Source organism: Agrobacterium sp. NPDC090283 (genome assembly GCF_044769685.1).
In the GTDB taxonomy this organism is placed as follows: Bacteria; Pseudomonadota; Alphaproteobacteria; order Rhizobiales; family Rhizobiaceae; genus Agrobacterium.
Map to the genome: position 1 here is coordinate 302,358 of NZ_JBIVYG010000003.1, position 21,901 is coordinate 324,258.

19 protein-coding genes and 1 other RNA gene are annotated in these 21,901 nt (G+C 60.1%); 12 read left to right on the plus strand and 8 right to left on the minus strand.

Features of this window, described 5'->3' with window-relative positions; translation table 11 throughout:
* Window positions 1-121 precede the first annotated feature (121 nt).
* Together ACIQUH_RS06920 and ACIQUH_RS06925 are read left to right on the plus strand one after the other, a co-directional pair.
* Window positions 122-1,534 carry an FAD-binding oxidoreductase gene (locus ACIQUH_RS06920; RefSeq protein ID WP_400813341.1) on the plus strand — a complete coding sequence of 471 codons (1,413 nt, stop codon included), beginning with the start codon at window positions 122-124 and terminating at the stop codon, window positions 1,532-1,534.
* 91 nt (window positions 1,535-1,625) lie between these two features.
* Window positions 1,626-5,354 carry an AsmA-like C-terminal region-containing protein gene (locus tag ACIQUH_RS06925; RefSeq protein ID WP_400813342.1) on the plus strand — a complete coding sequence of 1,243 codons (3,729 nt, stop codon included), beginning with the start codon at window positions 1,626-1,628 and terminating at the stop codon, window positions 5,352-5,354.
* 483 nt (window positions 5,355-5,837) lie between these two features.
* On the opposite strand, the gene ACIQUH_RS06930 is transcribed toward ACIQUH_RS06925, so the two are convergent.
* The 5 genes from ACIQUH_RS06930 to ssrA all read right to left on the minus strand — a co-directional run bounded on the left by ACIQUH_RS06930 (window position 5,838) and on the right by ssrA (window position 8,089).
* Window positions 5,838-6,167 (minus strand): hypothetical protein, encoded by a 330-nt coding sequence (locus tag ACIQUH_RS06930; protein WP_400813343.1) that lies wholly within the window; start codon window positions 6,165-6,167, stop codon window positions 5,838-5,840.
* 234 nt (window positions 6,168-6,401) lie between these two features.
* A complete protein-coding gene (locus ACIQUH_RS06935) occupies window positions 6,402-6,611 on the minus strand; it encodes a ribbon-helix-helix domain-containing protein (protein ID WP_400813345.1) in 210 nt (69 codons plus the stop codon).
* Window positions 6,612-6,724: 113 nt separating this feature from the next.
* The gene (locus ACIQUH_RS06940) at window positions 6,725-6,928 is read right to left on the minus strand and encodes a DUF4169 family protein (protein ID WP_003522363.1); all 204 of its coding nucleotides are present in this window, start codon (window positions 6,926-6,928) and stop codon (window positions 6,725-6,727) included.
* Between the two features lie 44 nt (window positions 6,929-6,972).
* The gene (locus ACIQUH_RS06945; protein WP_400813347.1) at window positions 6,973-7,485 is read right to left on the minus strand and encodes an SspB family protein; all 513 of its coding nucleotides are present in this window, start codon (window positions 7,483-7,485) and stop codon (window positions 6,973-6,975) included.
* A 229-nt stretch (window positions 7,486-7,714) separates the two neighbouring features.
* Window positions 7,715-8,089: a transfer-messenger RNA gene (gene ssrA, locus ACIQUH_RS06950) on the minus strand.
* Between the two features lie 142 nt (window positions 8,090-8,231).
* Between ssrA and ACIQUH_RS06955 the strand changes: the two genes are divergently transcribed.
* The 7 genes from ACIQUH_RS06955 (at window position 8,232) to ACIQUH_RS06985 (ending at window position 14,721) form a co-directional block, all read left to right on the plus strand.
* A complete protein-coding gene (locus ACIQUH_RS06955) occupies window positions 8,232-8,540 on the plus strand; it encodes a DUF2853 family protein (protein ID WP_003522365.1) in 309 nt (102 codons plus the stop codon).
* Between the two features lie 99 nt (window positions 8,541-8,639).
* Window positions 8,640-9,434, plus strand: coding sequence for a thymidylate synthase (locus ACIQUH_RS06960; RefSeq protein ID WP_400813348.1), 795 nt, complete (start codon window positions 8,640-8,642; stop codon window positions 9,432-9,434).
* Complete coding sequence (locus ACIQUH_RS06965; protein ID WP_400813349.1) at window positions 9,431-9,958, plus strand: dihydrofolate reductase; 528 nt, start codon at window positions 9,431-9,433, stop codon at window positions 9,956-9,958. Before ACIQUH_RS06960 ends, ACIQUH_RS06965 begins: the two co-directional genes overlap by 4 nt.
* A 143-nt stretch (window positions 9,959-10,101) precedes the next feature.
* Complete coding sequence (gene hflK, locus ACIQUH_RS06970) at window positions 10,102-11,220, plus strand: FtsH protease activity modulator HflK (RefSeq protein WP_003522368.1); 1,119 nt, start codon at window positions 10,102-10,104, stop codon at window positions 11,218-11,220.
* A 1-nt stretch (window position 11,221) separates the two neighbouring features.
* Entirely contained in the window at window positions 11,222-12,145 is a 924-nt protein-coding gene (gene hflC / locus ACIQUH_RS06975) for a protease modulator HflC (protein WP_174057047.1), read from the plus strand.
* A gap of 191 nt (window positions 12,146-12,336) precedes the next feature.
* Window positions 12,337-13,881 carry a Do family serine endopeptidase gene (locus tag ACIQUH_RS06980; protein ID WP_400813351.1) on the plus strand — a complete coding sequence of 515 codons (1,545 nt, stop codon included), beginning with the start codon at window positions 12,337-12,339 and terminating at the stop codon, window positions 13,879-13,881.
* A gap of 90 nt (window positions 13,882-13,971) precedes the next feature.
* Window positions 13,972-14,721, plus strand: a complete 750-nt coding sequence (locus ACIQUH_RS06985; protein WP_400813352.1) for an SDR family oxidoreductase — start codon at window positions 13,972-13,974, stop codon at window positions 14,719-14,721.
* A 26-nt stretch (window positions 14,722-14,747) separates the two neighbouring features.
* Here the strand turns inward: ACIQUH_RS06985 and ACIQUH_RS06990 are convergent, their stop codons facing one another.
* A complete protein-coding gene (locus ACIQUH_RS06990; protein ID WP_063949279.1) occupies window positions 14,748-15,311 on the minus strand; it encodes a GNAT family N-acetyltransferase in 564 nt (187 codons plus the stop codon).
* Window positions 15,308-16,198 (minus strand): phosphoserine phosphatase SerB, encoded by an 891-nt coding sequence (serB, locus tag ACIQUH_RS06995; protein ID WP_400813353.1) that lies wholly within the window; start codon window positions 16,196-16,198, stop codon window positions 15,308-15,310. Before serB ends, ACIQUH_RS06990 begins: the two co-directional genes overlap by 4 nt.
* Here serB and miaA point away from each other — a divergent pair.
* On the plus strand, window positions 16,197-17,093 hold the full coding sequence (miaA, locus tag ACIQUH_RS07000) for a tRNA (adenosine(37)-N6)-dimethylallyltransferase MiaA (RefSeq protein ID WP_400813354.1): 897 nt from the start codon (window positions 16,197-16,199) through the stop codon (window positions 17,091-17,093). The genes serB and miaA overlap by 2 nt on opposite strands.
* Before the next feature lie 7 nt (window positions 17,094-17,100).
* Here the strand turns inward: miaA and ACIQUH_RS07005 are convergent, their stop codons facing one another.
* Entirely contained in the window at window positions 17,101-19,110 is a 2,010-nt protein-coding gene (locus ACIQUH_RS07005) for an ATP-binding protein (protein WP_400813355.1), read from the minus strand.
* 381 nt (window positions 19,111-19,491) lie between these two features.
* Here ACIQUH_RS07005 and ACIQUH_RS07010 point away from each other — a divergent pair, with 381 nt between their 5' ends.
* Window positions 19,492-21,285, plus strand: coding sequence for an acetolactate synthase 3 large subunit (locus ACIQUH_RS07010; RefSeq protein WP_400813357.1), 1,794 nt, complete (start codon window positions 19,492-19,494; stop codon window positions 21,283-21,285).
* 19 nt (window positions 21,286-21,304) lie between these two features.
* Complete coding sequence (ilvN, locus tag ACIQUH_RS07015) at window positions 21,305-21,877, plus strand: acetolactate synthase small subunit (RefSeq protein ID WP_063949275.1); 573 nt, start codon at window positions 21,305-21,307, stop codon at window positions 21,875-21,877.
* The last annotated feature ends 24 nt before the right edge of the window (window positions 21,878-21,901 follow it).

Sequence of the window (21,901 nt, forward strand, 5' to 3'; positions counted from 1 at the left end):
CCAATTACCGTTCGGCGCAATTGCGATGCTGGACAAAGCGTTAACCTTATCCCATACCACCTGACGGAATTTCGTAACGGATCGAATCCGTTACGGGCAGATGTTGCGGTGGAGACGGACGATGGCGCTGAAAGACGTGGTGGCGGGAAAGCGGAACGAAGAGGGCATCGCGTCGGCACTCGCGGTGCTGAAGCAGCAGCTCGGCGACAGGCTTCAGACCGGACAGGCGTTTCGCGAACAGCACGGCCACACCACCACCTATCTGACGCTGCAGGCGCCTGACGGCGTCGTTTTTGCCGAGAGCGCGGACGATGTGAAGGCCGTGGTGAAGGTCTGCGCGCAATATAAGGTGCCGGTCATTCCCTTCGGAACGGGGTCTTCGCTGGAAGGGCAGGTGAATGCGCCCAATGGTGGAATCTGCATCGATTTCAGCCGGATGAATCGCATCATTGAGGTGAATGCGGAAGATCTTGACGTGACGGTGGAACCGGGCGTGACGCGCGAGGACCTGAATGTCTACCTGCGCGATACCGGTCTGTTTTTCCCCATCGATCCCGGCGCCAATGCCTCCATCGGCGGCATGGCCTCGACGCGGGCCTCCGGCACCAATGCCGTGCGTTACGGCACGATGAAGGACAATGTACTGGCCGTTACCGCCGTCGTCGCCAATGGCGAGGAAATCCGCACCGCCCGCCGCGCCCGCAAGTCGTCCGCCGGTTACGACCTGACGCGGCTTTTTGTGGGTGCCGAAGGTACGCTGGGTGTCATCACCTCCGTGACGCTGCGGCTGCAGGGCATTCCCGAGAAGATCGCCGGTGGTGTCTGCACCTTCGACAGTATCAAGGCGGCCTGCGATGCCGTCATCATGACGATCCAGATGGGCGTTCCGGTTGCCCGCATCGAATTGCTTGATGAAGTGCAGGTGCGCGCCTGCAACGCCTATTCCGGCCTGAACTACGCGGAGAAACCGACGCTCTTCGTGGAGTTCCATGGCACCGAGGAAACGGCGGCGCTGCAATCGCAGCAGTTCGCCGAGATCGCCGCCGAATGCGGCGGCGTCGATTTCCGCTGGACCAGCGATGCGGCCGAGCGCAACAAGCTCTGGAAGGCGCGGCACGATGCCTATTGGGCGTCGCGGGCGCTTGCACCGCATCTCGACGGGCTTTCCACCGATGTCTGCGTGCCGATTTCGCGGTTGGCGGATTGCGTGGTGGAAACGCAGCGGGATATCGAGGAGAACGGTTTTCTGGCGCCCATCGTCGGCCATGCGGGCGACGGGAACTTCCACGTCCTTATTCTGTTCGATGGCAAGGATGCGGAAAGCGTGGCGAAGACCGAAGCCTTTGTTGCCCGTCTCAACCGCCGGGCCATCGCCATGGATGGTACCTGCACCGGCGAACACGGCATCGGCCAGGGCAAGATGAGTTTTCTGGCCGAAGAAGCGGGAAATGCACTGGATCTCATGCGCGCCATCAAAACGTCGCTCGATCCCGATAACATCTTCAATCCGGGCAAGTTGTTCCGGCTTGTCTGATCATTCTCACATTTGATTGGTACAAAAGGCTGCTTGCCGTTAAGGCAGAAAAGAATAGGTTTGCAGCGTTCGCGAAGGGAGATGCAGGTCAGTGCTCGGGCGTATTCTGGTTTTTCTGGGCGGACTGCTGGCCGTGGTGCTGTTTTCGGCGCTGCTTATTCCCTATTTCGTCGACTGGACGGATTTCCGCCGCGATTTCGAGGATCAGGCAAGCCGTATTCTCGGCAAGAAGGTGGTGGTGCATGGCCGCGTCGAGGCCCGCATCCTGCCTTTCCCCTCGGTGACATTGCATGATGTGCGCGCCGGAACGGATGCGGATGGATCGCCGCTCATTCAGGTCGCCCGTTTTTCCATGGATGCCGAGTTAGCACCTTTCCTCTCCGGCGAAGCGCGTATCTTCGACATGCGCATCGAGGAGCCCAAAGCCAAGATCAGGCTTTTGAAGGATGGCACGCTGGACTGGATGCGCGGCAGCCGGGCGGAAATTCCCGCCCGTACCGTTGTTCTGGAAAGCGTGCAGATCGAAGGCGGGCAGATCGAATTCATCGACGAGCAATCTGGCCGCAACCGCGTGGTGACGGGGCTTAACGCCGACATGTCCGCCAATTCGCTGGCCGGGCCGTGGAAGGCGGAGGGACGTGCTGCAGTCGATGGTCATCCGGGTTCCTTCTCGCTCTCCAGCAGCGAGCCGGATTATGCCGCCGGCCGCATGGGACTCAGGGTACGGCTGGTGCCGGATGAACATCCGGTCGAGGTCGATCTCGATGGGGCGATTGCCGCAACGGCGGGAAAGCCGGCCTATAGCGGCTCTTTCTCCTTCAGTTTCCGTGAGGACGAAAAGCAGAAGCAGCAGGCCGGACAATCGCTGTTTTCCTCGCCGCGTACCCGCGGCAGTTTCGAACTGACCAATGAGAGCGTGCGGATCCCGAGCTACCGCATGGAACTCGGCGGCAGCGAAAATCCCTATGTCGTGACGGGGGAAGCGACGCTCGATACCGGCGCCAAGCCGGAATTCCTGCTGACGGCCGATGGCCAGCAGATCGATGTCGCCCGCTTCGCGCCGCCCGTCGTGCAGACGGGCAAGACCTCGCGCCAGCCCACCGCCTCGGTGCGCCAGCGTATTGAAGCCTTTGCCGCCATGGTGGCCCGCATTCCGGTTCCGCCGGTGCCGGGCAAGGCGAGCATCAGCCTTCCGGCGCTCGTTTCCGATGACACGACCATTCGCGACATCAGGCTCGACGTGCGCCCGGAAGGCAGCGGCTGGCAGGTGGTGAATGCCGTGGCGACTTTGCCCGGAAGGACGCAGCTTGAAGCCAAGGGGTCGTTGACGCTTCTCGGCGGCCCCGCCTTCAACGGCAATCTGCTTCTCGCCTCCAACCAGCCTTCGGGCCTGGCGAACTGGCTGTCCGGTTCGGTCGATCCGGCGATCCGCCAGCTCAATGCAGCCGGTTTTTCCGCCGATGTCTCGCTGACGACGCTCAACCAGCGTTTCGACAATCTCGAGCTTGCAATCGGCGATGCCTCGCTGAAAGGTGAGCTCGAGCGTCGCTCCGATGGCAAGACCTCCAATCTTTCCATCGATCTTGCCGGCAACGAAATCGATCTCGATGCGCTGAAGGCGCTCGGCAGTCTGGCGCTTGGCGATCAGGTCGGCAGTTCCGTCCTCGACCACCGCATTACCGCAAAATTCAAGGCCGACCGGTTCAACATGGCCGGCGTGACCGCCAATCACGTCGAGACCGCCTTCACCATGGCGGGCGGCGTTCTCTCGCTCGAGAACATGACGGCTGGAGATATCGCCGGTGCGGAAGTCAGGGCAAGGGGTGAGCTGCAGGGTTCGCTGCTGAAATATGCGGGCAAGGGCACGGTGAACCTGCATGCGGCGGATATGCAGCCGTTCTTCACCATGCTGCAGCAGAAATTGCCGAACCATCCGTTCCTCAGCCGTCTGGCGGCGAGCGCGCCATGGTATGCCAATTCCGACCTTGCCGTGGATGTTTCGGTCAACAGCGAAAATGGCGGGGCCAATGTCGCCGTCTCCGGCACCGTCAATGGCAGCCGGCTCTCGGCTGTGGCCAAGATGCCGGATTTCCTGTCGATCACCGATGATACCGCCATGTCGCTGGAGGCGGTTCTGAAGAACCAGTCGACGGCCATTCTGTTCGGGCAGGCGGGGCTTGATCCGCTGCCCTTCGATGCGGATGGCGAGGGGCTTTTATCCATCAAGCTTAACGGCACGCTCGGCTCGCCGGCCCAGACGGAACTGCGCTTCTCGACGGAGCGCACGCATTTTTCGATGAATGGTTCCTTTGCCGTTTCCGCCGCCAATTTCGGTGAGGGCAGCGCCGATGTGGCGCTCGAAAGCGCCGACATCGAACCCTATCTCATCATGAACGCCGTTGGCCTGCCGCAGCTCGGCGGCGGCATGGCGTTGAAGGCCAATGCGAAAGTGGCGGTGGATGGGCAAAAGATCGCGCTTTCCTCGATCGGCGGGCAGGCGGGTGGAAATCCTTTCTCGGGTAATCTGACCTTCCAGCGTGCCGCGCCCTATCCCGTCGCCGGCGATCTTGCGGTCAGAACGGCCGATCTCGCCTGGCTGGGTGATGCGATCTATGGGCCGGTGATCGATCCGGAAACCGGGGCGCTCAACGCCAAGCCTCTGGCCATGGCCGCTTTCCCGCAGCTCAAGGCGTCGCTTGCCTTGAAAGTGGAAAGCTTCGAGGCCGGCCCCTTCGGCACGGTCACGGGTGTTTCGGCCAAGGTCACGCATGATGCGGGCAGTCTCTCGCTCGATGATGTCGCCGGCACCTTCATGGGCGGCAAGCTTACCGGGCGGCTCGCCATGTCGACGGGCGAGGGGGCGGGCATTTTCCGCACCAAGATCGCGGTGACCGACGCCAATCCGGAGCCGATCCTGTGGGCGAATGCCAATGGGCCGGTCGCGGCAGGCCGGGTCGCCATCGATCTGACGGCCGAATCGACCGGCAAAAGCGTCGGTGAAATGCTGAAATCGGCGGGCGGTTCCGGTGAAATCCGGGCCGGTGGGCTGGTGCTGAAGGGGCTAAATCCCGGCAGCCTGCCGCCGATCCTGCAGGCGGCGGATGGCTTGCAGCAGCCGATCGACGCGCCCAAGGTGCGCCCGCTCGTGGACCAGAGCCTGTGGCAGGGTGAAATCGGCCTCGGTGATGTGGCATTGCCATTCTCGCTGAATGGCGGCGCGCTGCATTTCCAGAATCTGCGCGCGGGGATCGATCCGGTAACGCTGACAGCCGATGCGACGGTCGATCTTGCGGCTTCGACGGTGAATGGCGACCTCGATCTCCTGTTCAATCCCGGCACTGAAACGGTCGCAGGGGCAGAGCCGTCGGTGCGCCTGAATTTTAACGGCCCGCTTGCCGCGCCGGCCTTTACGACCGATGTTTCGGCGCTCAGCAATTACCTTTCGCTTCGGGCTTTCGAAAAGGAACGCCGCCGGGTGGAGGCCATGCAGGCCAGCGTTCTCGAAAAGCAGCGTCTGCGCCGCGAAGTGGCGCTTTATCGCTTTCAGGCGGCCGAGCGGCAGGCCGAGAAGGAGCGGGCGGAGGCGGAAGCCAAGGCCAAGGCTGAAGAAGAGGCACGTTTGAAAGCTGCGGCCGAAGAACGTCTGCGTCAGGAAAAGGAACAGCAGGAGCGGTTGCAGCAGCAACAACAGCAACAGCAACAGCAGGAACAGGGGCAGCAGCCGACGCCCGAGCGGCAATCCGCGCCGGTTCTGGTGGTTCCTCCGACGGAAAACGCGATCCGGCAACTGGCGCCGGAAAACGCTCCCGCCACGCCGTAGGCTTGTGGAGAGGGGGAAGCCAATTCCCTTTAATTGGTGACGGCGCGGGGGCTTCCCTCCGCATGCCGCCCTTATGCTCTGGCCTGCCGCACCGCTGTCCGGTTTAACAATTGTTGAAATGGCGCAGGCGCTATCGCATTGGGCTCTGGCGCTTGTCGTCAGGCACTGGACACCAAAAAGGAAGCGACTTCGTCAGACAGGATAATGGGTTGCGCCAACCACACCGATGTCATCCCCGGACCTGTCCAGAAGATTTTTGTTGAGGTGTTTGGATCATCGACACAGGGCCGAAGGAGACGCCGAGAGAATGTGCCCCTTCACCAGCGCCTGCAAGGGGACTACCGCCTGCCCGGAAATTTCACCCTGATAGCAATGGCTTGACCCCACGATGAGGCCGAATCTGGCAAAAGGTTTACGGCCTTGTGAGACGAGCATTTTGCTTCGCCCATCAATCGCTTTGACGGAAAAATCCCGACGAAATTGTCAAACCCAGGTTTCGCGTTCGCCGAATGGTGTGTCGGCGTCGAAATTTTTGGTGCCGATCCTGTCGCTTTCACCGGAAAGGCCGGGCTTTTCCGCATTCTCGCTCGACGATACCGATTTTTCGGCGCTGTTTTCGAGAGCCTCAAGCTGAGCTTTGAGGGACGCGATTGCGCTCTTCAGCTCTTCCTGTGCTTTCGCTTCCGTGGTCTGGGCAAGCTCCGACTGCTTTTCGGCAATCTGTGCTTTCAGTTCGGAAACGCTTGAAGACGATGTGGATGAAGAAGAAAGCAGGGAAACAGCGGCGCTCGTTCCCGAAACGGCAGAAACCATGGTCGCCTCGTGGCGGATGTGTGGAATGGAAGGGTCTGAAACAAAATTTGAAAGCAAGGCTACGCAATACGGGGATGCCTTGGAGCGCAGATTATGCTGCTAATGTTTAATGAATACTTTCACGGCGTTACGAGTTTTTGGCGGAATTTTTCGTAGTGGCTGGATGGGTGAAATCCAGCTGGCGACATGCCCGCTCGTGGCCGGAGCGTCTTTGACGGGACAGCTTGCGGAAGGTCAGCGGGTTTTCAGCCAGTTCAGCACATAAACTCGCAGGGACGAGGAGAGATTGCTGTCGGCGGCGCGGTTGTCATCTATTTCGGCAAGCAGGGCGGCAAAACTGATCTTGCGTCTTTCCGCAATGATTTTCAGTTCGTCCCAGAAGGCATCCTCAAGTGAAATGCTGGTGCGGTGGCCGTGCAACGTCGCGGAGTGCTTGCGGATCATCAGATCGGTCTCCGGTGAAACCGGTTGGAGGTCTGAATCATGTCTCCCCCGCAAGTCCCTGTTTTGCTATTCTTTTCCGATAGTCCCGAAATCCGCGTCGGTCGGCCGGCCCGTCAGTCTTTGCCGGTCCCGTCATCGTTTTTTTCGAGCCGCCCCTGATCGAGCGCCTTTTCGGCCTTTTCGTTCAGGGCCGAGGTGAGATTTTTTTCGGTCTTGGTTCGGCCGAAGGACAGGCGGTTCTGCTCCGCCTGCTTTTCTTTTTCGCTACGGGCTTTCTGTTTCCGAAACTGACGCAGATTGACGATATCGGCCGCCATGGGGATATGTCTCCTCGGGTTTCGTAAGCTCGACGTAAAAGCCGTTATTGCTTCTTGCGGAAGGCATCCAGCGAAACGACCGAACCTTCCTTCTTTTCCTCACCGGATTTCGGTGTTTCGGAAGCGGCAGCGGGCTTTGCCTCATGGGAAACGGGATAAGCGGTGATTTCCGCATCTTCCATCTCTTCTTCTTCGGCCAGCGGCACGTCGAATTCGAGCTCGAAATTGACGGAAGGATCGTAGAAACCGCGAATGGCGTTATAGGGGATAACAAGCTTTTCCGGCGTATCGGAGAAGGAGAGGCCGATTTCAAAGCCGGCTTCGGTGACCTTCAGGTCCCAGAACTGATGCTGGATAACGATGGTCATCTGCTCGGCATATTTTGCCTTGAGGTGCTGGGAAATCCGCACGCCCGGCGCACCGGTCAGGAAGGTGATGAAGAAGTGGTGGTCGCCGGGCAGGCGGCCGGTTGCGGCCACTTCACCCAAAACCTTGCGAATAACGCCGCGAAGGGCATCCTGTGCGAGAATGTCGTAACGGATATGATCCTGCCCCATGCGGTCCTGTCTTTCCCTTATTCGAACGTCTTTTCATGCACGGCGCGGCTTGCGCGCCAAGGACGCTGTAACACTTTGAATCTTCGCGTAATCCTTGAGCCGGGATCATTTCCGATCCTGACGCTCACGCGTTGGCCAAGTATACGCAATGTCCTGAACGGCAGCAACGGAAAAGCCGATGCCGATTGCGAGTCAGCTATCATATAACCAATTCAGGCAAAATGGAGAAGGTGGAGGTTTCTGTTGCCAGGTACCTCCGAACCCCGCCTCACGGGGCTAACCGTGAGGACTTTAGAGCGGAATTCCCGCACCGCCATTAGGCAGCGAGAGCATATTCCTTAGCGTTGTTGTCGTTTGCAACTACACTTGTGACCCGATAACGGCGGTATCATGCCGAGCAAAAGTTCGATCTTTACGCCCTTGTCGATCCTGTTTCGCCCCCATCAAAAGCCGGCCTTCGTTTCCTGAAGGTCCGCCGGTTTTTGGTGGAGGCGCCGGGTACCGCCCCCGGGTCCAATAGGTTTATTACACCGACCGTTTATCGCCATAGCCGGGTTGCCCCGGCAAGGCTCATATAGGCGTTTCGACCGCCTGAGAAAAGGGGGGTGATGACAATTCCATGAAAAGGTTTCGTGATTGCCGCCCGCACTTTAGACAATTCTTGACGACGAGGGATTGCTGTCCCATTGTCCATGCAACCGGTCATCAGAAGCAACACCGGGCCGGGGACACACGAAGGAGTGGACATGACTGACTATCTCGCAGATGTGAAGAAATACGACGCAGCAGCCGACGAAGCCGTTGTCGGCAAGATCGTCAAACATCTCGGCATTGCCCTGCGCAACCGGGATTCCTCGCTGGTGTCCGCTTCCGATCCGGAAGAGCTTGCACGTGTGAAGGCGAGCTGGTGCGGCAAGAAGCTCGGCGTGACCGATGGCACGGCCGATCAGGCAATCGATGCCGTCGCCAAGGCCATGGCAGCGGACCGCTCCAAATCGCGCGTGACCTTTTATTATCTGGTCGCCAAGGAACTCGGGAAACTGCAATCCCTCTGATTTTTCCTGAAAGGCGGGGATAAGCGTTTCCCCGGTGATTGGTTCTGCCGCCCTGTGCTATTATATTCCCTCTATATCAGGGAATCGGCGGCAGAACGCATGAAACAATATCTCGATCTTCTCCGGCATGTGATGGAAACCGGCTCCGACCGCGGAGACCGCACCGGCACCGGTACGCGCTCGGTCTTCGGTTACCAGATGCGTTTCGACCTTTCCGAAGGGTTTCCGGTCCTCACCACCAAGAAGCTGCATCTGCGCTCCATCATTCATGAACTTCTGTGGTTCCTGAAGGGCGATACCAATATCGCCTATCTCAAGGAAAACGGCGTTTCCATCTGGGATGAGTGGGCCGACGAGAATGGCGATCTCGGCCCGGTCTATGGCGCGCAGTGGCGCTCCTGGCCGGCACCGGACGGTCGCCATGTCGACCAGATCGCGCTTTTGATCGAGGGCCTGAAAACCAATCCGAACTCGCGCCGTCACATCGTTTCGGCCTGGAACCCGGCGCTGGTGGATGAGATGGCGCTGCCGCCCTGTCATTGCCTGTTCCAGTTCTATGTTTCTGATGGCAAGCTCTCCTGCCAGCTTTATCAGCGCTCCGCCGACATTTTCCTCGGCGTGCCCTTCAACATCGCTTCTTATGCGCTGCTGACGCTGATGGTGGCGCAGGTCACCGGCCTGAAGCCGGGCGATTTCGTCCATACGCTTGGTGATGCGCATATCTATGCCAATCATTTCGAACAGGCGCAGCTGCAGATGGCGCGCACACCCAAGGCCCTGCCGACGATGCGCCTCAATCCTGACGTGAAAGACCTTTTCGCCTTTAAGTTCGAAGACTTTACGCTGGAAAACTACGAGGCCGATTCAAGCATCAAGGCGCCGATCGCGGTATGAGCGGGCCGCGCGTTACCATCATCGTCGCGGTGTCCGAAAACGGCGTCATCGGCCGCGACCTCGACATGCCGTGGAAACTCTCCACCGACCTCAAGCGTTTCAAGGCGATGACGATGGGCAAGCCGCTCATCATGGGGCGCAAGACGTTTTTATCCGTCGGCGAGCGCCCATTGCCGGGCCGCCCGCATATCATCGTCAGCCGAAATGCTGACTACCGGCCGCAAGGCGTGGATGTCGTCTCCTCGCTGGAGGAAGCCTTGAAGCTTGCCAGAAGCAAGGCTGCGGAACTGGGTGTGGATGAGGTCTTCGTGGCCGGTGGCGGTGAGATTTACCGTCAGGCCATGCCCTTCGCCGATCAACTTTCCGTCACCCATGTCGCGGTAAAGCTCGATGGCGACACTTTTTTTCCGGAAATCGATCCTGCCGTTTTTGAAAAAACCGAGGAAATCCCCGCTCCCGCAGGGGAAAAGGACAATTATCCGGTTCTGTTTACCACTTATATGCGAAGAGCCGCGTCAAAGTGAACTATTTACCCTGATTGGGTATTTAGTTACCACCTCTGCGTTGAAACGGACGCTTCTCCTTCCTATAACGGGTCGATATTCCCGCCGCACGCGAGCAATCGCTTTCGAACGGAACCGGGAGAGGCTTTTATAAAGAGGTATTGATGCCCTGGAGCAATCAGAATGGCGGCGGCGGCCCTTGGGGCGGCGGCGGTGGAGGAAACAACCAGGGCGGCGGTGGCGGCCCATGGGGGCAGGGGCCTAACCGGCCTCGCGGCGGTGGCGGCGGCAATGGCGGCCCGCCCGATCTTGAAGAGATCATCCGGCGCAGCCAGGACCGTTTCAAGAATGTGCTGCCCGGCGGCTTCAACGGCGGCGCGGTTGCCATCGTGGTTCTCGTCGTGCTGGTTTTCCTCGGCATCCAGTCCATCTATACCGTCCAGCCGGACGAGCGCGGCGTGGAGCTGCGTTTCGGACGTCCGAAGGACGAAATCTCGATGCCCGGCCTGCATTTCCATCTGTGGCCGATCGAGACGGTTGAAATCGTCAAGGTTACCGAGCAGCAGCAGAATATCGGTTCGCGCGCCTCGTCGTCTTCGTCGAGCGGCGTGATGCTGACGGGCGACCAGAATATCGTCAACGTGCAGTTCTCGGTGCTCTATACGGTTTCGGATCCGAAATCCTATCTCTTCAACGTCGACAGCCCGGCCGAAACCCTGCAGCAGGTTTCCGAAAGCGCCATGCGCGAAGTCGTCGGCCGTCGTCCGGCACAGGATATCTTCCGCGATAACCGTCAGGCGATTGCGGCGGATGTGCGCACCATCATCCAGTCCACCATGGACGGTTATGGCGCCGGCATTTCCATTAATGCCGTGGCCATCGAAGATGCGGCACCGCCGCGCGAAGTGGCCGACGCCTTCGACGAAGTGCAGCGTGCAGAACAGGACGAAGACCGCTTCGTTCAGGAAGCCAACCAGTACGCCAACCAGAAGCTCGGCGCCGCTCGCGGTCAGGCCGCGCAGATCCTCGAAGAAGCGAACGCGTACAAGTCGCGCGTCGTCAACGAGGCGCAGGGTGAGGCGCAGCGCTTCGTCTCCATCTATGACCAGTATCGCACCGCGCCGGACGTGACCCGCCAGCGTATGTTCCTGGAAACGATGGAGCAGGTCCTGAAGGGTTCCAACAAGATCATCATCGACGAGAAACAGGGCGTGGTGCCTTATCTGCCTCTGAACGAGATCATGCGCAACAATCCGGGCGCAGCACAGCAGGGAGGCAACTGATATGGGTAACCGTCTTTCTGCCATTCTCGTCGGTCTCGCCGTCGTGCTTTTCCTCGGTTATTCGTCGATCTTCGTCGTCAACGAGCGCCAGCAGGCCATCGTCGTCCGCTTCGGTGAAATCCAGGACGTGAAAACCGCGCCGGGCCTCTATTTCAAGCTGCCCTTCGCCTTCATGGATGCCGACCGGGTGCAATATATCGAGAACCGGGCGCTGCGCTTCGATCACGACAATATCCGTGTTCAGGTTTCCGGCGGCAAGTTCTACGAGGTCGATGCCTTCGTGGTCTATCGCATCACGGATGCGCGCCGCTTCCGGCAGACGGTCTCGGGTGACCAGATGTCGGCGGAATCGCGCCTGCGTACCCGTCTCGACGCCTCGCTGCGCCGGGTCTACGGTCTGCGCGGCTTCGAATCGGCGCTCTCGGACGCCCGTGCATCGATGATGCAGGAAGTGCGTGACGATCTGCGTCCCGATGCGGAATCGCTCGGCATCAGCATCGTCGATGTCCGCATCCGCCGTACCGACCTGACGCAGGAAGTCTCGCAGCAGACCTTCGAGCGCATGAAGTCGGAACGTCTGGCCGAGGCCGAACTGATCCGCGCCCGCGGTAACGAAGAAGCGCAGCGCCGCCGCGCCATCGCCGACCGTCAGGTCGTTGAACTGGAATCCGACGCCCGCCGTCAGTCCGAAGTTCTACGCGGTGAAGGCGATGCGGAGCGCAACAAGGTGTTCGGTGAGGCTTTCCAGCGCGATCCGAACTTCTTCGAGTTCTATCGCTCCATGTCGGCCTATGCCAATGCGCTGAACGGCAATGGCACAACGCTGGTTCTGTCCCCGGACTCGACCTTCTTCCGTTATTTCAACAATATCGACGGTGCGGCCCCTGCCGCTCCGGCCGCACCTCAGCCGGCACCGGCGAACTGATAACGGATAAAATGATTTTGGAGGGGCCGGTTTTACCGGCCCTTTCTTTTCGGTCCGTTTTCGTGCCAATGCTGTGACTAAGGGCAAGGCGTACCCGCCTGTTCACGAAAAGGTATTTTTACACTTCATCATTCCGCCTTATGCTTTGCCGATATATGCAGGGCAGGACTATTTGAAACGCGAGGACGCTTATGGCCGTGACCCTTCTTTCGCCTTTTCGCAGCAGCATCGCCGCAGTCGCGGGCATCGCGCTTGTGGCAGGTAGCCTTTCGGCTCCGGTTGCTGCGAGAGCGCAGAGCCACGGGCCGGAATCGGTGGCCGATCTCGCCGAGCCGCTTCTCGATGCGGTGGTGAATATTTCCACCTCGCAGAACGTCAAGACAGACGGCAAGGGCCCGGTTCCGCCGCGTTTGCCGGAGGGATCGCCCTTCCAGGAGTTCTTCAAGGATTATTTCGACAGCCAGAAGCCCGAAGGCGGCGAAAAGGTGAGTTCGCTGGGTTCGGGTTTCGTCATTGATCCGGCCGGTTATGTCGTCACCAACAACCACGTCATCGAGGGTGCCGATGCCATCGAGGTGATTTTCCCCAACGGCTCGAAGCTCAAGGCGACGCTGGTCGGCACCGATACCAAGACCGATCTTTCCGTCCTGAAGGTGGAGCCGAAAGCACCGCTGAAGGCGGTCAAGTTCGGCGATTCGCGCAGCATGCGCATCGGCGACTGGGTGATGGCCATCGGCAATCCCTTCGGGCTCGGCGGTTCGCTGACCGTGGGTGTCATTTCCGCACGGGGGCGTAATATCAATGCCGGCCCCTATGACAATTTCATCCAGACGGATGCGGCCATCAACAAGGGCAATTCCGGCGGTCCGCTCTTCAACATGAAGGGTGAGGTTATCGGCATCAACACGGCGATCATTTCCCCGAGCGGCGGTTCGATCGGCATCGGTTTCGCCGTTCCGACCGAGCTTGCCCAGAATATCGTCCAGCAGCTCATCGAGTTCGGCGAGACCCGCCGCGGCTGGCTCGGCGTTCGTGTCCAGCCCGTCACTGACGATGTGGCCGCGAGCCTCGGCATGGACAGCGCCAAGGGTGCGCTGATATCAGGCGTCGCCAAGGGCGGCCCGGTGGAGAACGGCCCGATCCAGGCCGGCGATGTCGTCCTGAAATTCGACGGCAAGGATATTCACGAAATGCGCGACCTCCTGCGGATCGTGGCGGAAAGCCCTGTCGGCAAGGAGGTCGATGTGGTGATCCTGCGTGACGGCAGGCAAGAGACCGTCAAGGTCAAACTCGGCCAGTTGCAGGATACGACGGACGAAAAGGCCTCGACCGAAGATCAGCAGAGCGAAGATGGCGATGGCGGCGTGGTTGCGCCCGAAGATGATGGCGGCGCCGACGATCAGGCGCAGGACCAGACGCCGGAAGTGCGTGAAGCGCCGCAGAGCGTGCTCGGCATGAACCTCGTGGTACTCAGCAACGAGCTGCGCACCGAAAAGGGCATTGCCGAAAGTGTCGAAGGCGTGCTGGTGGCGAGCGTCGATCCGGGCTCGCCGGCCGAACAGAAGGGCATGAAGGCCGGCGATATCATCGTCGAGGTCGGGCAGGATTTCATGGAAGTTCCGGGCGACGTGCTGGTGCGCGTCAATGGCCTGAAATCCGAAGGCCGCAAGAATGCGCATATGATGGTGGCGGATGCGCAGGGCAATCTGCGCGTCGTGGCGCTGCCGCTGGAATAAGCTGCTTTTCACCCGCTCCGGCAGGAATCGGGTGGTTGCGGTCCCGTCATGTCCCTATCCCTTGGTCTCCATCAAACGGAGGCCAAGGATATGAAATTACTCGAAAACAAGGTTGCCATCATCACTGGCGCGTCATCCGGTATCGGCCGGGCGACGGCGATGTTGTTTGCTGCCGAAGGCGCGGCCGTCGTCATCAATGCGCGGGGTGAGGCGGCGCTGGACAAGGTTGCCGCAGAGATTCGTGAGACAGGCGGCCGTGTCCACACCGTTGTGGGTGATGCCGGCGTTGCGGAAACCCATTCCCTGATGGCGGAGGCGGCCGAGAGCGTGTTCGGCGGTCTCGATATCGCCGTCAACAACGCTGGCGCGGTCGGGGCCATGAAGCCTCTTGCGGAGATTTCGCCCGAGGAGTGGGATCACGTGCTGACCGCCAATCTCACCTCTGCCTTTCTGGGTGCGCGCAGCCAGATTCCGCTGATGTTGAAACGGGCCGGCGGCTCCATCGTCTTCACCTCCAGTTTCGTCGGCTCCAGTGCCGGCATACCGGGCATGGCCGCCTATGGCGCATCCAAGGCGGCGTTGATGGGACTGGTGAAAGGCATTACCGCCGATTATGCCGTCAAAGGCATTCGCGCCAATGCACTGCTGCCGGGCGGGGTCGATACGCCCATGGCCGGGGATACGGCCCAGAAGGAATGGGCTGCGGGTCTGCATGCGATGAAGCGCATTGCCCAACCGGAAGAAATGGCGCAGGCAGCGCTTTTTCTTGCAAGCTCGATGGCGAGCTTCGTCGCCGGGACGGCGCTGTTCGCCGATGGCGGCAATGCGGCGGTAAAGTAAGCCGTAAAATCGGGCGGGCGAGGAAATTATCGCGCCCGCCATTCCTCCAGCGTCAACGCATAGGTGACGTGTGGCCGCAGATGTGGATGGGTGTCTTCCGGCACGCGCGGATGGTCGAAATCGCGCGAAGGATCGCGTTTCAGGCCGATGCGTTCCATCACCGCCGTCGAACGATGGTTGTCATGCACGGCGAAGGAGACGATTTCCGGTGTTTCTTTCTCGTCAAAGGCCATAACGAGCAGCGATTGCGCGGCTTCGGTGACATAGCCGTGCCCCCAGAAGCGGGTGGCGAGCCGCCAGCCGATTTCCATGGTGCCGATCGGGAAGGGCGGATCGAGGTTCATGACGGGGGATATGCCGCAGAAGCCCATGACTTCACCGGTTTCCCGCAGCTCCATGGCGTAAAAGCCATAACCGCTGCCGCGGATCATACCATTGATGGTTTCCAGCACCGCGTCCGCTTCCGCATGGCTGCGGCGGAAGGGGAAAAATTCCATGACCTTCTCGTCCGCATTGATTTCGCGGAACAGGTCGCGGTCGCTCTCCTTCCACTCGCGCAGAATGAGTCTTTCTGTCTCACGAATGATCATGGAATGACAAAATCCGTCTTGCGATAACCCTGGATATAAAGAAGCGCGGTCAGATCGCCATGGTCGATGCGCATCCGCGCTTCGGCGGCGACGGCGGGCTTTGCGTGCAGGGCGACACCGGCGCCGGCCAGATGCAGCATGCCGAGATCGTTGGCGCCATCGCCGACCGCCATCGCCTCTTCCGGTGAAATGCCGAGCTTTTCGGCAATCTGGTTCAGCGCATCCACCTTGGCCTGTTTGCCGAGGATGGGTTCGGCCACCGTGCCATCAAGCTCGCCATTGGCTTCGCCGAGCAGATTGGCGCGGTTCTCATCGAAACCGAGCATGGCGGCGACACGGTTGGTGAAGACGGTGAAGCCGCCGGAAACAAGCGCCGTGTAATAACCTTTCGCCTTCATGGTGGCGATCAGTTCCTTGCCACCCGGTGTGAGGGTAATGCGTTTTTCGATGACATCATCGATGACCGAAACAGGCAGGCCTTTCAGCAGCGCGACTCGCTCACGCAGCGCCGGTTCGAAGGCGATCTCGCCATTCATGGCGCGGGCGGTGATGGCGGAGACCTTTTCCTTCAGCCCGACTTCGGCCGCCAGCTCATCGATGCATTCCTGGCCAATCATGGTCGAATCCATGTCGGCGATCAGCAGCTTCTTGCGCCGTTGATCCTGCTCCTGGATGACGATGTCTATTTTCCGATCGACGATTGCCATTCGGAGGAGACGATCAGCCGCGTCTGCGTCGGTTCCCTCGGGGAGCGCGATATCGCAGGCGATGCCATCGGCCAGCCAATAAAGGCCCGATGCGTTGACGGCCTTTGCGGCCGCTTCGCCGAGGGCCGGTGTCAGAACAGGATTTGACGGATTGGCGATAAGCGTGGCAACGAGAGCCATGATGAAAAACCTTGATGAGAATTTTGATGCGATCCTGATAACCGGCCCGACGGCAAGCGGCAAGTCCGCGCTTGCGCTTCGTCTGGCGCGGGAGCGGAACGGCGTCGTCATCAATGCCGACAGCATGCAGGTTTACGACACGCTGCGGGTGCTGACCGCCCGGCCTTCGGAAGACGAGATGGAGGGTGTGCCGCATCATCTCTACGGCCATGTGCCGGCAAGCAGCCTCTATTCGACGGGTGAATGGCTGCGGGATATTTCCGCGCTGCTTTCCGATCTGCGTGCTGAGGGGCGTTTTCCCGTCATCGTCGGCGGCACCGGTCTTTATTTCAAGGCACTCACGGGTGGCCTCTCCGATATGCCCGCCATACCCGATGGCATCCGCGACGGATTTCGTACCCGGCTGATCGAGGAAGGAGCAGCGGTGTTGCATACCGAATTGTCGCGCCGTGATCCGGCCATGGCGGAGATGCTGCAGTCGGGAGACGGGCAGCGTATCGTCCGGGCACTGGAGGTGCTCGAGGCGACGGGAAAATCGATCCGCGATTTCCAGCGTGCCAGCGGCCCGGTAATCGTCGATCCCGAGCGGGCGCAGAAATTCGTCGTCCTGCCGGAGAAGCCGGTGCTGCATGACCGTATCAACCGCCGTTTCGAGGCGATGATGGAAAGTGGTGCAGTGGAGGAGGTGCAGGCGCTTCTCGCGCTTAATCTTGCACCCGATGCAACGGCGATGAAGGCGATCGGCGTTTCGCAGATAGCCGACATGCTTGCAGGGCGCATGGGCGAGGCGGAGGTGATCGAAAGATCGGCTGCCGCGACCCGGCAATATGCCAAACGGCAGATGACCTGGTTCCGCAACCAGATGGGCGACGACTGGACGCGCATCCAGCCGTGAAGGGGGCCTAATCCTTGCGGTAAAGGCTGCCGAGCGGTTTTTTCAACAGGCTTTCGCGCAGCGAAGGGCGCGTCTCGCCGGGCGGCGGGCCATTCTGCGCCTGCATCTGGAAACCGGCCTTGCGCAACTCGTTGACGGCGCCGGAGGTGGGGTCCGCCGAGGCGTTTGTGGTTGGCGCAGGCGGTGCGCGTCCGGGCAGCATGTCCGGGCGATAGGGTTCATACCCCTCTGATGCGGGCGCTCCCAATTCACGCTTCCAGCTGTCGATCTCGTCCGTCGCCCGGCTTGGCGGGGTCGGTTCCGGCTGGTCGGAAAAAGCCGCTTCCACGCTTTGCTGGAAACCGGTGATAACGGGCTTGGCCGTGGCGCGCATGCGGGTGACGATGCTGTTCAGGTCGACCGTATCAGGGGTTTCATGGTTTACATGGCTGGTGATGCCGCTCGCCTTCGGCAATTTGGCCGTCACGACACGGTCGAAGCGCATGCGCATCGGCACATTCACGGCCTCGCCGAAGGCAATGGCCTCGCCATTGCCGATGGAAGAAAGGAAACTCGTGGTCGAGGTCGATGCGTTCGGCACGGCGGAGAGAATGATCTTCTGGTCGATCTCGTTCGACAGCCGCATGGCGAACAGGGTCGAGCATTGCGACAGGATGGTCTGGTCCAGCTCGCTTGGCCGCTGACTGATGACGCCGAGCGAGATGCCGTATTTGCGGCCTTCCTTGGCGATCTGGGCGATGGATTGCCGGGTGGGGAAAAAGCCGCGTTCGGGGTCAGCCGGAACATAACGGTGCGCTTCCTCGCAGACGACGAGCATATGCAGCGAGCCGCGCGCCAGCACCGCCAGTTCGAAGGACATGCGGCAGAGCACCGAGACCACCGAATTCACCACTTCGGAGGGGATGCCTGAGAGCTGGAACACCGAAATCGGTTTGCCTTCCCCGGGTATGCGGAAAATATGCGCGACCGTCTCCAGAATATTGTCGTTGATCGTATTGCTGGAGAACATGAAATTGTAGCGCGTGTCGTTGATGGCCGAGAGGATGCGGCCTTTCAGCGTGCGCAGGGCGGGTTTTTCGCCGCGCCCTTCCAGCCTGCCGATGCGTTCATCGATGAGGGCGAGAAGATCGGCGATGCGGTAGGGCACCGGCGTATCGGGCGTGATCGCGCTTTTGTCGGCCGTGCGGCGCACGGCGGAACCTTCGGTGCCGCGAAATGCCTTTTTCGCTTCCGGAACGAGATCTCGAAGGAAATCCATTTCTTCCGGCACGGGCTTGCGTCCGCGGAAAATCACTTCCGCAAACTCCTCAAGGCGCATCAGCCAGAAGGGCAAATCCAGCGTGTCGGTGTCGATGACCACCGAGTGATCGGGAAAAGCGGCCGCGAATTCATTATGCGGATCGAGAATGAGGACGCGCAGTTTCGGGTCGGTCTCGATCGCCTTGTTCAGCAGCAACGAAACGGCGGTGCTCTTGCCCACACCCGTCGAGCCGACAACGGCGAAATGTTTGGCAAGCATCTGCGGAATGCTGATGGCGGCGTCGATCGTGTCGTCCTGGGTCAACTTGCCGATGACGCAGGCGTCGCGTTTGCCGCTGTCGTAGATCTTTGCAAGGTCGCTGGTGCGGATGCGGTGCGCCACCGCGCCGAGATAGGGGTAACGGGAGATGCCGGTGGAAAAACGTTCGCTGCCGTCTTCGGTGCGATAGACTTCGCCCACGAGTTCCACGTCGATCAGCAGCCTGTTTGGCCTGTCCGCTGCCCAATAATCTTCGCCGGTGCGCATGGCAAAGACCAGCGCGGTGACACGGCTCGTGCCCATTTCGATGGAGATCAGGCGTCCGACGGACCAGAGCTGCGACACATCGGTGGAGCCGGGTTCCGTTTCGGCGGCAATGGTGGCGTGCGCCCCGTTACAGGCGATGACGCGGCCCAGCATGCGGTTTGCCGGTTGCTGGCCGGATCGCCGTTCGTTTTCGTCCATGCGGGACGCGTTATGAAACGTGTCGTTATTCACATTTTTTCCCGGTACATGCGGATGATCGCGGTGGTTCGGGCAACATCTGCCTACTCGATATAAAAGATTATGCTTAACAACAGGTGTATCAGCCGCGTTCGAAAATTTCGCCAAAGTCCCCTCTGGGGTAATAAAAGAAGGCGGTGGTGATTTTTTCCTGCAATATGCGTTGACGGCTGGGGCTTTTGTGGCTAACACTCCGGCCCATGAAAAATCTTAACGTACTTATCGTGGTGGGACGGCGCATGGGCAGGATGGTGTAACCATCCGGCGAAAGCACCCATGCGCTGAACGAGGCTCCTCTAGGGGCCTTTTTTTATGTCTTCAAACAGGCCCTCGGGCTCCTCGATATCCAAAGCCAAAGCGGGATGGAAACAGGCAATGACGGATAAGGACAATACGGAAAACAGCAATCGCATGACAGGTGCGGAGATCGTTCTGCAGGCGCTGAAGGACAATGGCGTCGAGCACATCTTCGGTTATCCCGGCGGTGCCGTGCTTCCGATCTATGACGAGATTTTCCAGCAGGAAGACATCCAGCATATCCTCGTGCGCCACGAGCAGGGTGCCGGCCATGCGGCCGAAGGTTATGCCCGCTCCACCGGCAAGGTCGGCGTCATGCTCGTCACCTCAGGTCCCGGCGCCACCAATGCGGTTACCCCGCTGCAGGATGCGCTGATGGATTCCATTCCGCTCGTCTGCCTGTCCGGCCAGGTTCCCACCACGCTGATCGGTTCCGACGCGTTCCAGGAATGCGATACCGTCGGCATCACGCGCCCCTGCACCAAGCACAACTGGTTGGTCAAGGACGTCAACGAGCTGGCGGGCATCATTCATGAGGCCTTCCGTATTGCGCAGACGGGTCGTCCCGGTCCTGTCGTCGTCGATATTCCGAAGGACATCCAGTTCGCCACCGGCACCTACACCCCGCCTTCCGCCGCCACCCAGCATGAGAGCTACAAGCCGAAGGTTCAGGGCGACCTCAACGCCATTCACGCCGCCATCGACCTGATGTCCAAGGCGAAGAAGCCTGTCTTCTACACCGGCGGTGGCGTTATCAATTCCGGTCCGGAGGCAACCCGTCTGCTGCGCGAGCTGGTCGAGCTGACCGGCTTCCCGATCACCTCGACGCTGATGGGTCTTGGCGCCTATCCGGCTTCCGGCAAGAACTGGCTCGGCATGCTGGGCATGCACGGCTCTTACGAAGCCAATATGACGATGCATGATTGCGATGTCATGGTCTGCATCGGCGCGCGTTTCGACGACCGTATTACCGGACGCATCAATGCGTTTTCGCCGAATTCCAAGAAGATCCACATCGACATCGATCCGTCCTCGATCAACAAGACCGTTCGTGTCGACGTGCCCGTTATCGGCGATGTCGGGCATGTTCTGGAAGACATGGTTCGCCTGTGGCGGGCTCTGCCGAAGAAGCCTGAAAAGGCGCAGACGGCGGACTGGTGGGCGCAGATCGAGCGCTGGCGCGCCCGCAACTCTTTCGCCTACAAGAACTCCAACGATGTCATCATGCCGCAATATGCATTGCAGCGGCTTTATGAGGCGTCGAAGGGACGCGACACCTACATCACGACGGAAGTTGGCCAGCACCAGATGTGGGCGGCGCAGTTTTTCGGCTTCGAGGAGCCGAACCACTGGATGACTTCGGGCGGCCTCGGCACCATGGGCTACGGCCTGCCGGCAGCCATCGGCGTACAGGTGGCTCATCCCGAAGCGCTGGTCATCGACATTGCCGGTGATGCCTCGATCCAGATGTGTATCCAGGAAATGTCCTGCGCCATTCAGTATGGCCTGCCGGTGAAGATTTTCATCCTCAACAACCAGTATATGGGCATGGTTCGGCAATGGCAGCAGCTGCTGCACGGCAACCGCCTGTCCAACTCCTATACCGAAGCCATGCCTGATTTCGTCAAGCTGGCGGAAGCCTATGGCGCAGTCGGCATGTACTGCGACGATCCGAAGGAACTGGATGACAAGATCGCCGAGATGATCGCGGTCAACAAGCCGGTTATCTTCGATTGCCGCGTTGCCAATCTTGCCAATTGCTTCCCGATGATTCCGTCTGGTAAAGCCCATAACGAGATGCTGTTGCCGGATGAGGCGACGGATGAAGCCGTTGCCAACGCCATTGACGCCAAGGGCCGTCAGCTAGTCTGAGCCGGGAGAGGAAAAGGACATGAACGCACACCTACAACCCACCGGCTCCGCCTATTTCATCCAGAAGGAAACGGCTGCCGTTGAAAATCACACGCTGTCGGTTCTCGTCAGCAACGAGCCGGGCGTTCTCGCCCGGGTCATCGGCCTGTTTTCCGGCCGTGGTTACAACATCGAAAGCCTGACGGTTTCGGAAACGGAACATGAGGCGCATCTGTCGCGCATCACCATCGTCACGCGCGGCACGCCCATCGTGCTGGAGCAGATCAAGGCGCAGCTGGAACGCATCGTGCCCGTGCACCGGGTTCTCGATCTCACCGTCCGTGCCCGCGAACTGGGGCAGGAACGGCCGATCGAGCGCGAAGTGGCGCTCATCAAGGTTGCCGGCACGGGCGAAGTCCGCGCTGAAGCGCTGCGCCTTGCCGATGCGTTTCAGGCCAAGGTGGTGGATGCGACGGTGGAGCATTTCATCTTCGAGATCACCGGCAAGTCATCCAAGATCGACCAGTTCGTGGCGATCATCAAGCCGCTTGGCCTGATCGAGATTTGCCGCACCGGTATCGCGGCGATGAACCGCGGCCCGCAGGGGATGTGATCTCCCAACGCGAGAAGTGCCGTC

Bases quoted from the DNA above. Each gene is read 5' to 3' on its own strand.
- ACIQUH_RS06920 (WP_400813341.1), top strand. From the start codon at position 122: ATGGCGCTGAAAGACGTGGTGGCGGGAAAGCGGAACGAAGAGGGCATC.
- ACIQUH_RS06930 (WP_400813343.1), bottom strand. From the start codon at position 6,167: ATGGTTTCTGCCGTTTCGGGAACGAGCGCCGCTGTTTCCCTGCTTTCT.
- ACIQUH_RS06935 (WP_400813345.1), bottom strand. From the start codon at position 6,611: ATGATCCGCAAGCACTCCGCGACGTTGCACGGCCACCGCACCAGCATT.
- ACIQUH_RS06940 (WP_003522363.1), bottom strand. From the start codon at position 6,928: ATGGCGGCCGATATCGTCAATCTGCGTCAGTTTCGGAAACAGAAAGCC.
- ACIQUH_RS06945 (WP_400813347.1), bottom strand. From the start codon at position 7,485: ATGGGGCAGGATCATATCCGTTACGACATTCTCGCACAGGATGCCCTT.
- ACIQUH_RS06955 (WP_003522365.1), top strand. From the start codon at position 8,232: ATGACTGACTATCTCGCAGATGTGAAGAAATACGACGCAGCAGCCGAC.
- ACIQUH_RS06960 (WP_400813348.1), top strand. From the start codon at position 8,640: ATGAAACAATATCTCGATCTTCTCCGGCATGTGATGGAAACCGGCTCC.
- ACIQUH_RS06965 (WP_400813349.1), top strand. From the start codon at position 9,431: ATGAGCGGGCCGCGCGTTACCATCATCGTCGCGGTGTCCGAAAACGGC.
- hflK (WP_003522368.1), top strand. From the start codon at position 10,102: ATGCCCTGGAGCAATCAGAATGGCGGCGGCGGCCCTTGGGGCGGCGGC.
- hflC (WP_174057047.1), top strand. From the start codon at position 11,222: ATGGGTAACCGTCTTTCTGCCATTCTCGTCGGTCTCGCCGTCGTGCTT.
- ACIQUH_RS06980 (WP_400813351.1), top strand. From the start codon at position 12,337: ATGGCCGTGACCCTTCTTTCGCCTTTTCGCAGCAGCATCGCCGCAGTC.
- ACIQUH_RS06985 (WP_400813352.1), top strand. From the start codon at position 13,972: ATGAAATTACTCGAAAACAAGGTTGCCATCATCACTGGCGCGTCATCC.
- ACIQUH_RS06990 (WP_063949279.1), bottom strand. From the start codon at position 15,311: ATGATCATTCGTGAGACAGAAAGACTCATTCTGCGCGAGTGGAAGGAG.
- miaA (WP_400813354.1), top strand. From the start codon at position 16,197: ATGATGAAAAACCTTGATGAGAATTTTGATGCGATCCTGATAACCGGC.
- serB (WP_400813353.1), bottom strand. From the start codon at position 16,198: ATGGCTCTCGTTGCCACGCTTATCGCCAATCCGTCAAATCCTGTTCTG.
- ACIQUH_RS07010 (WP_400813357.1), top strand. From the start codon at position 19,492: ATGACGGATAAGGACAATACGGAAAACAGCAATCGCATGACAGGTGCG.
- ilvN (WP_063949275.1), top strand. From the start codon at position 21,305: ATGAACGCACACCTACAACCCACCGGCTCCGCCTATTTCATCCAGAAG.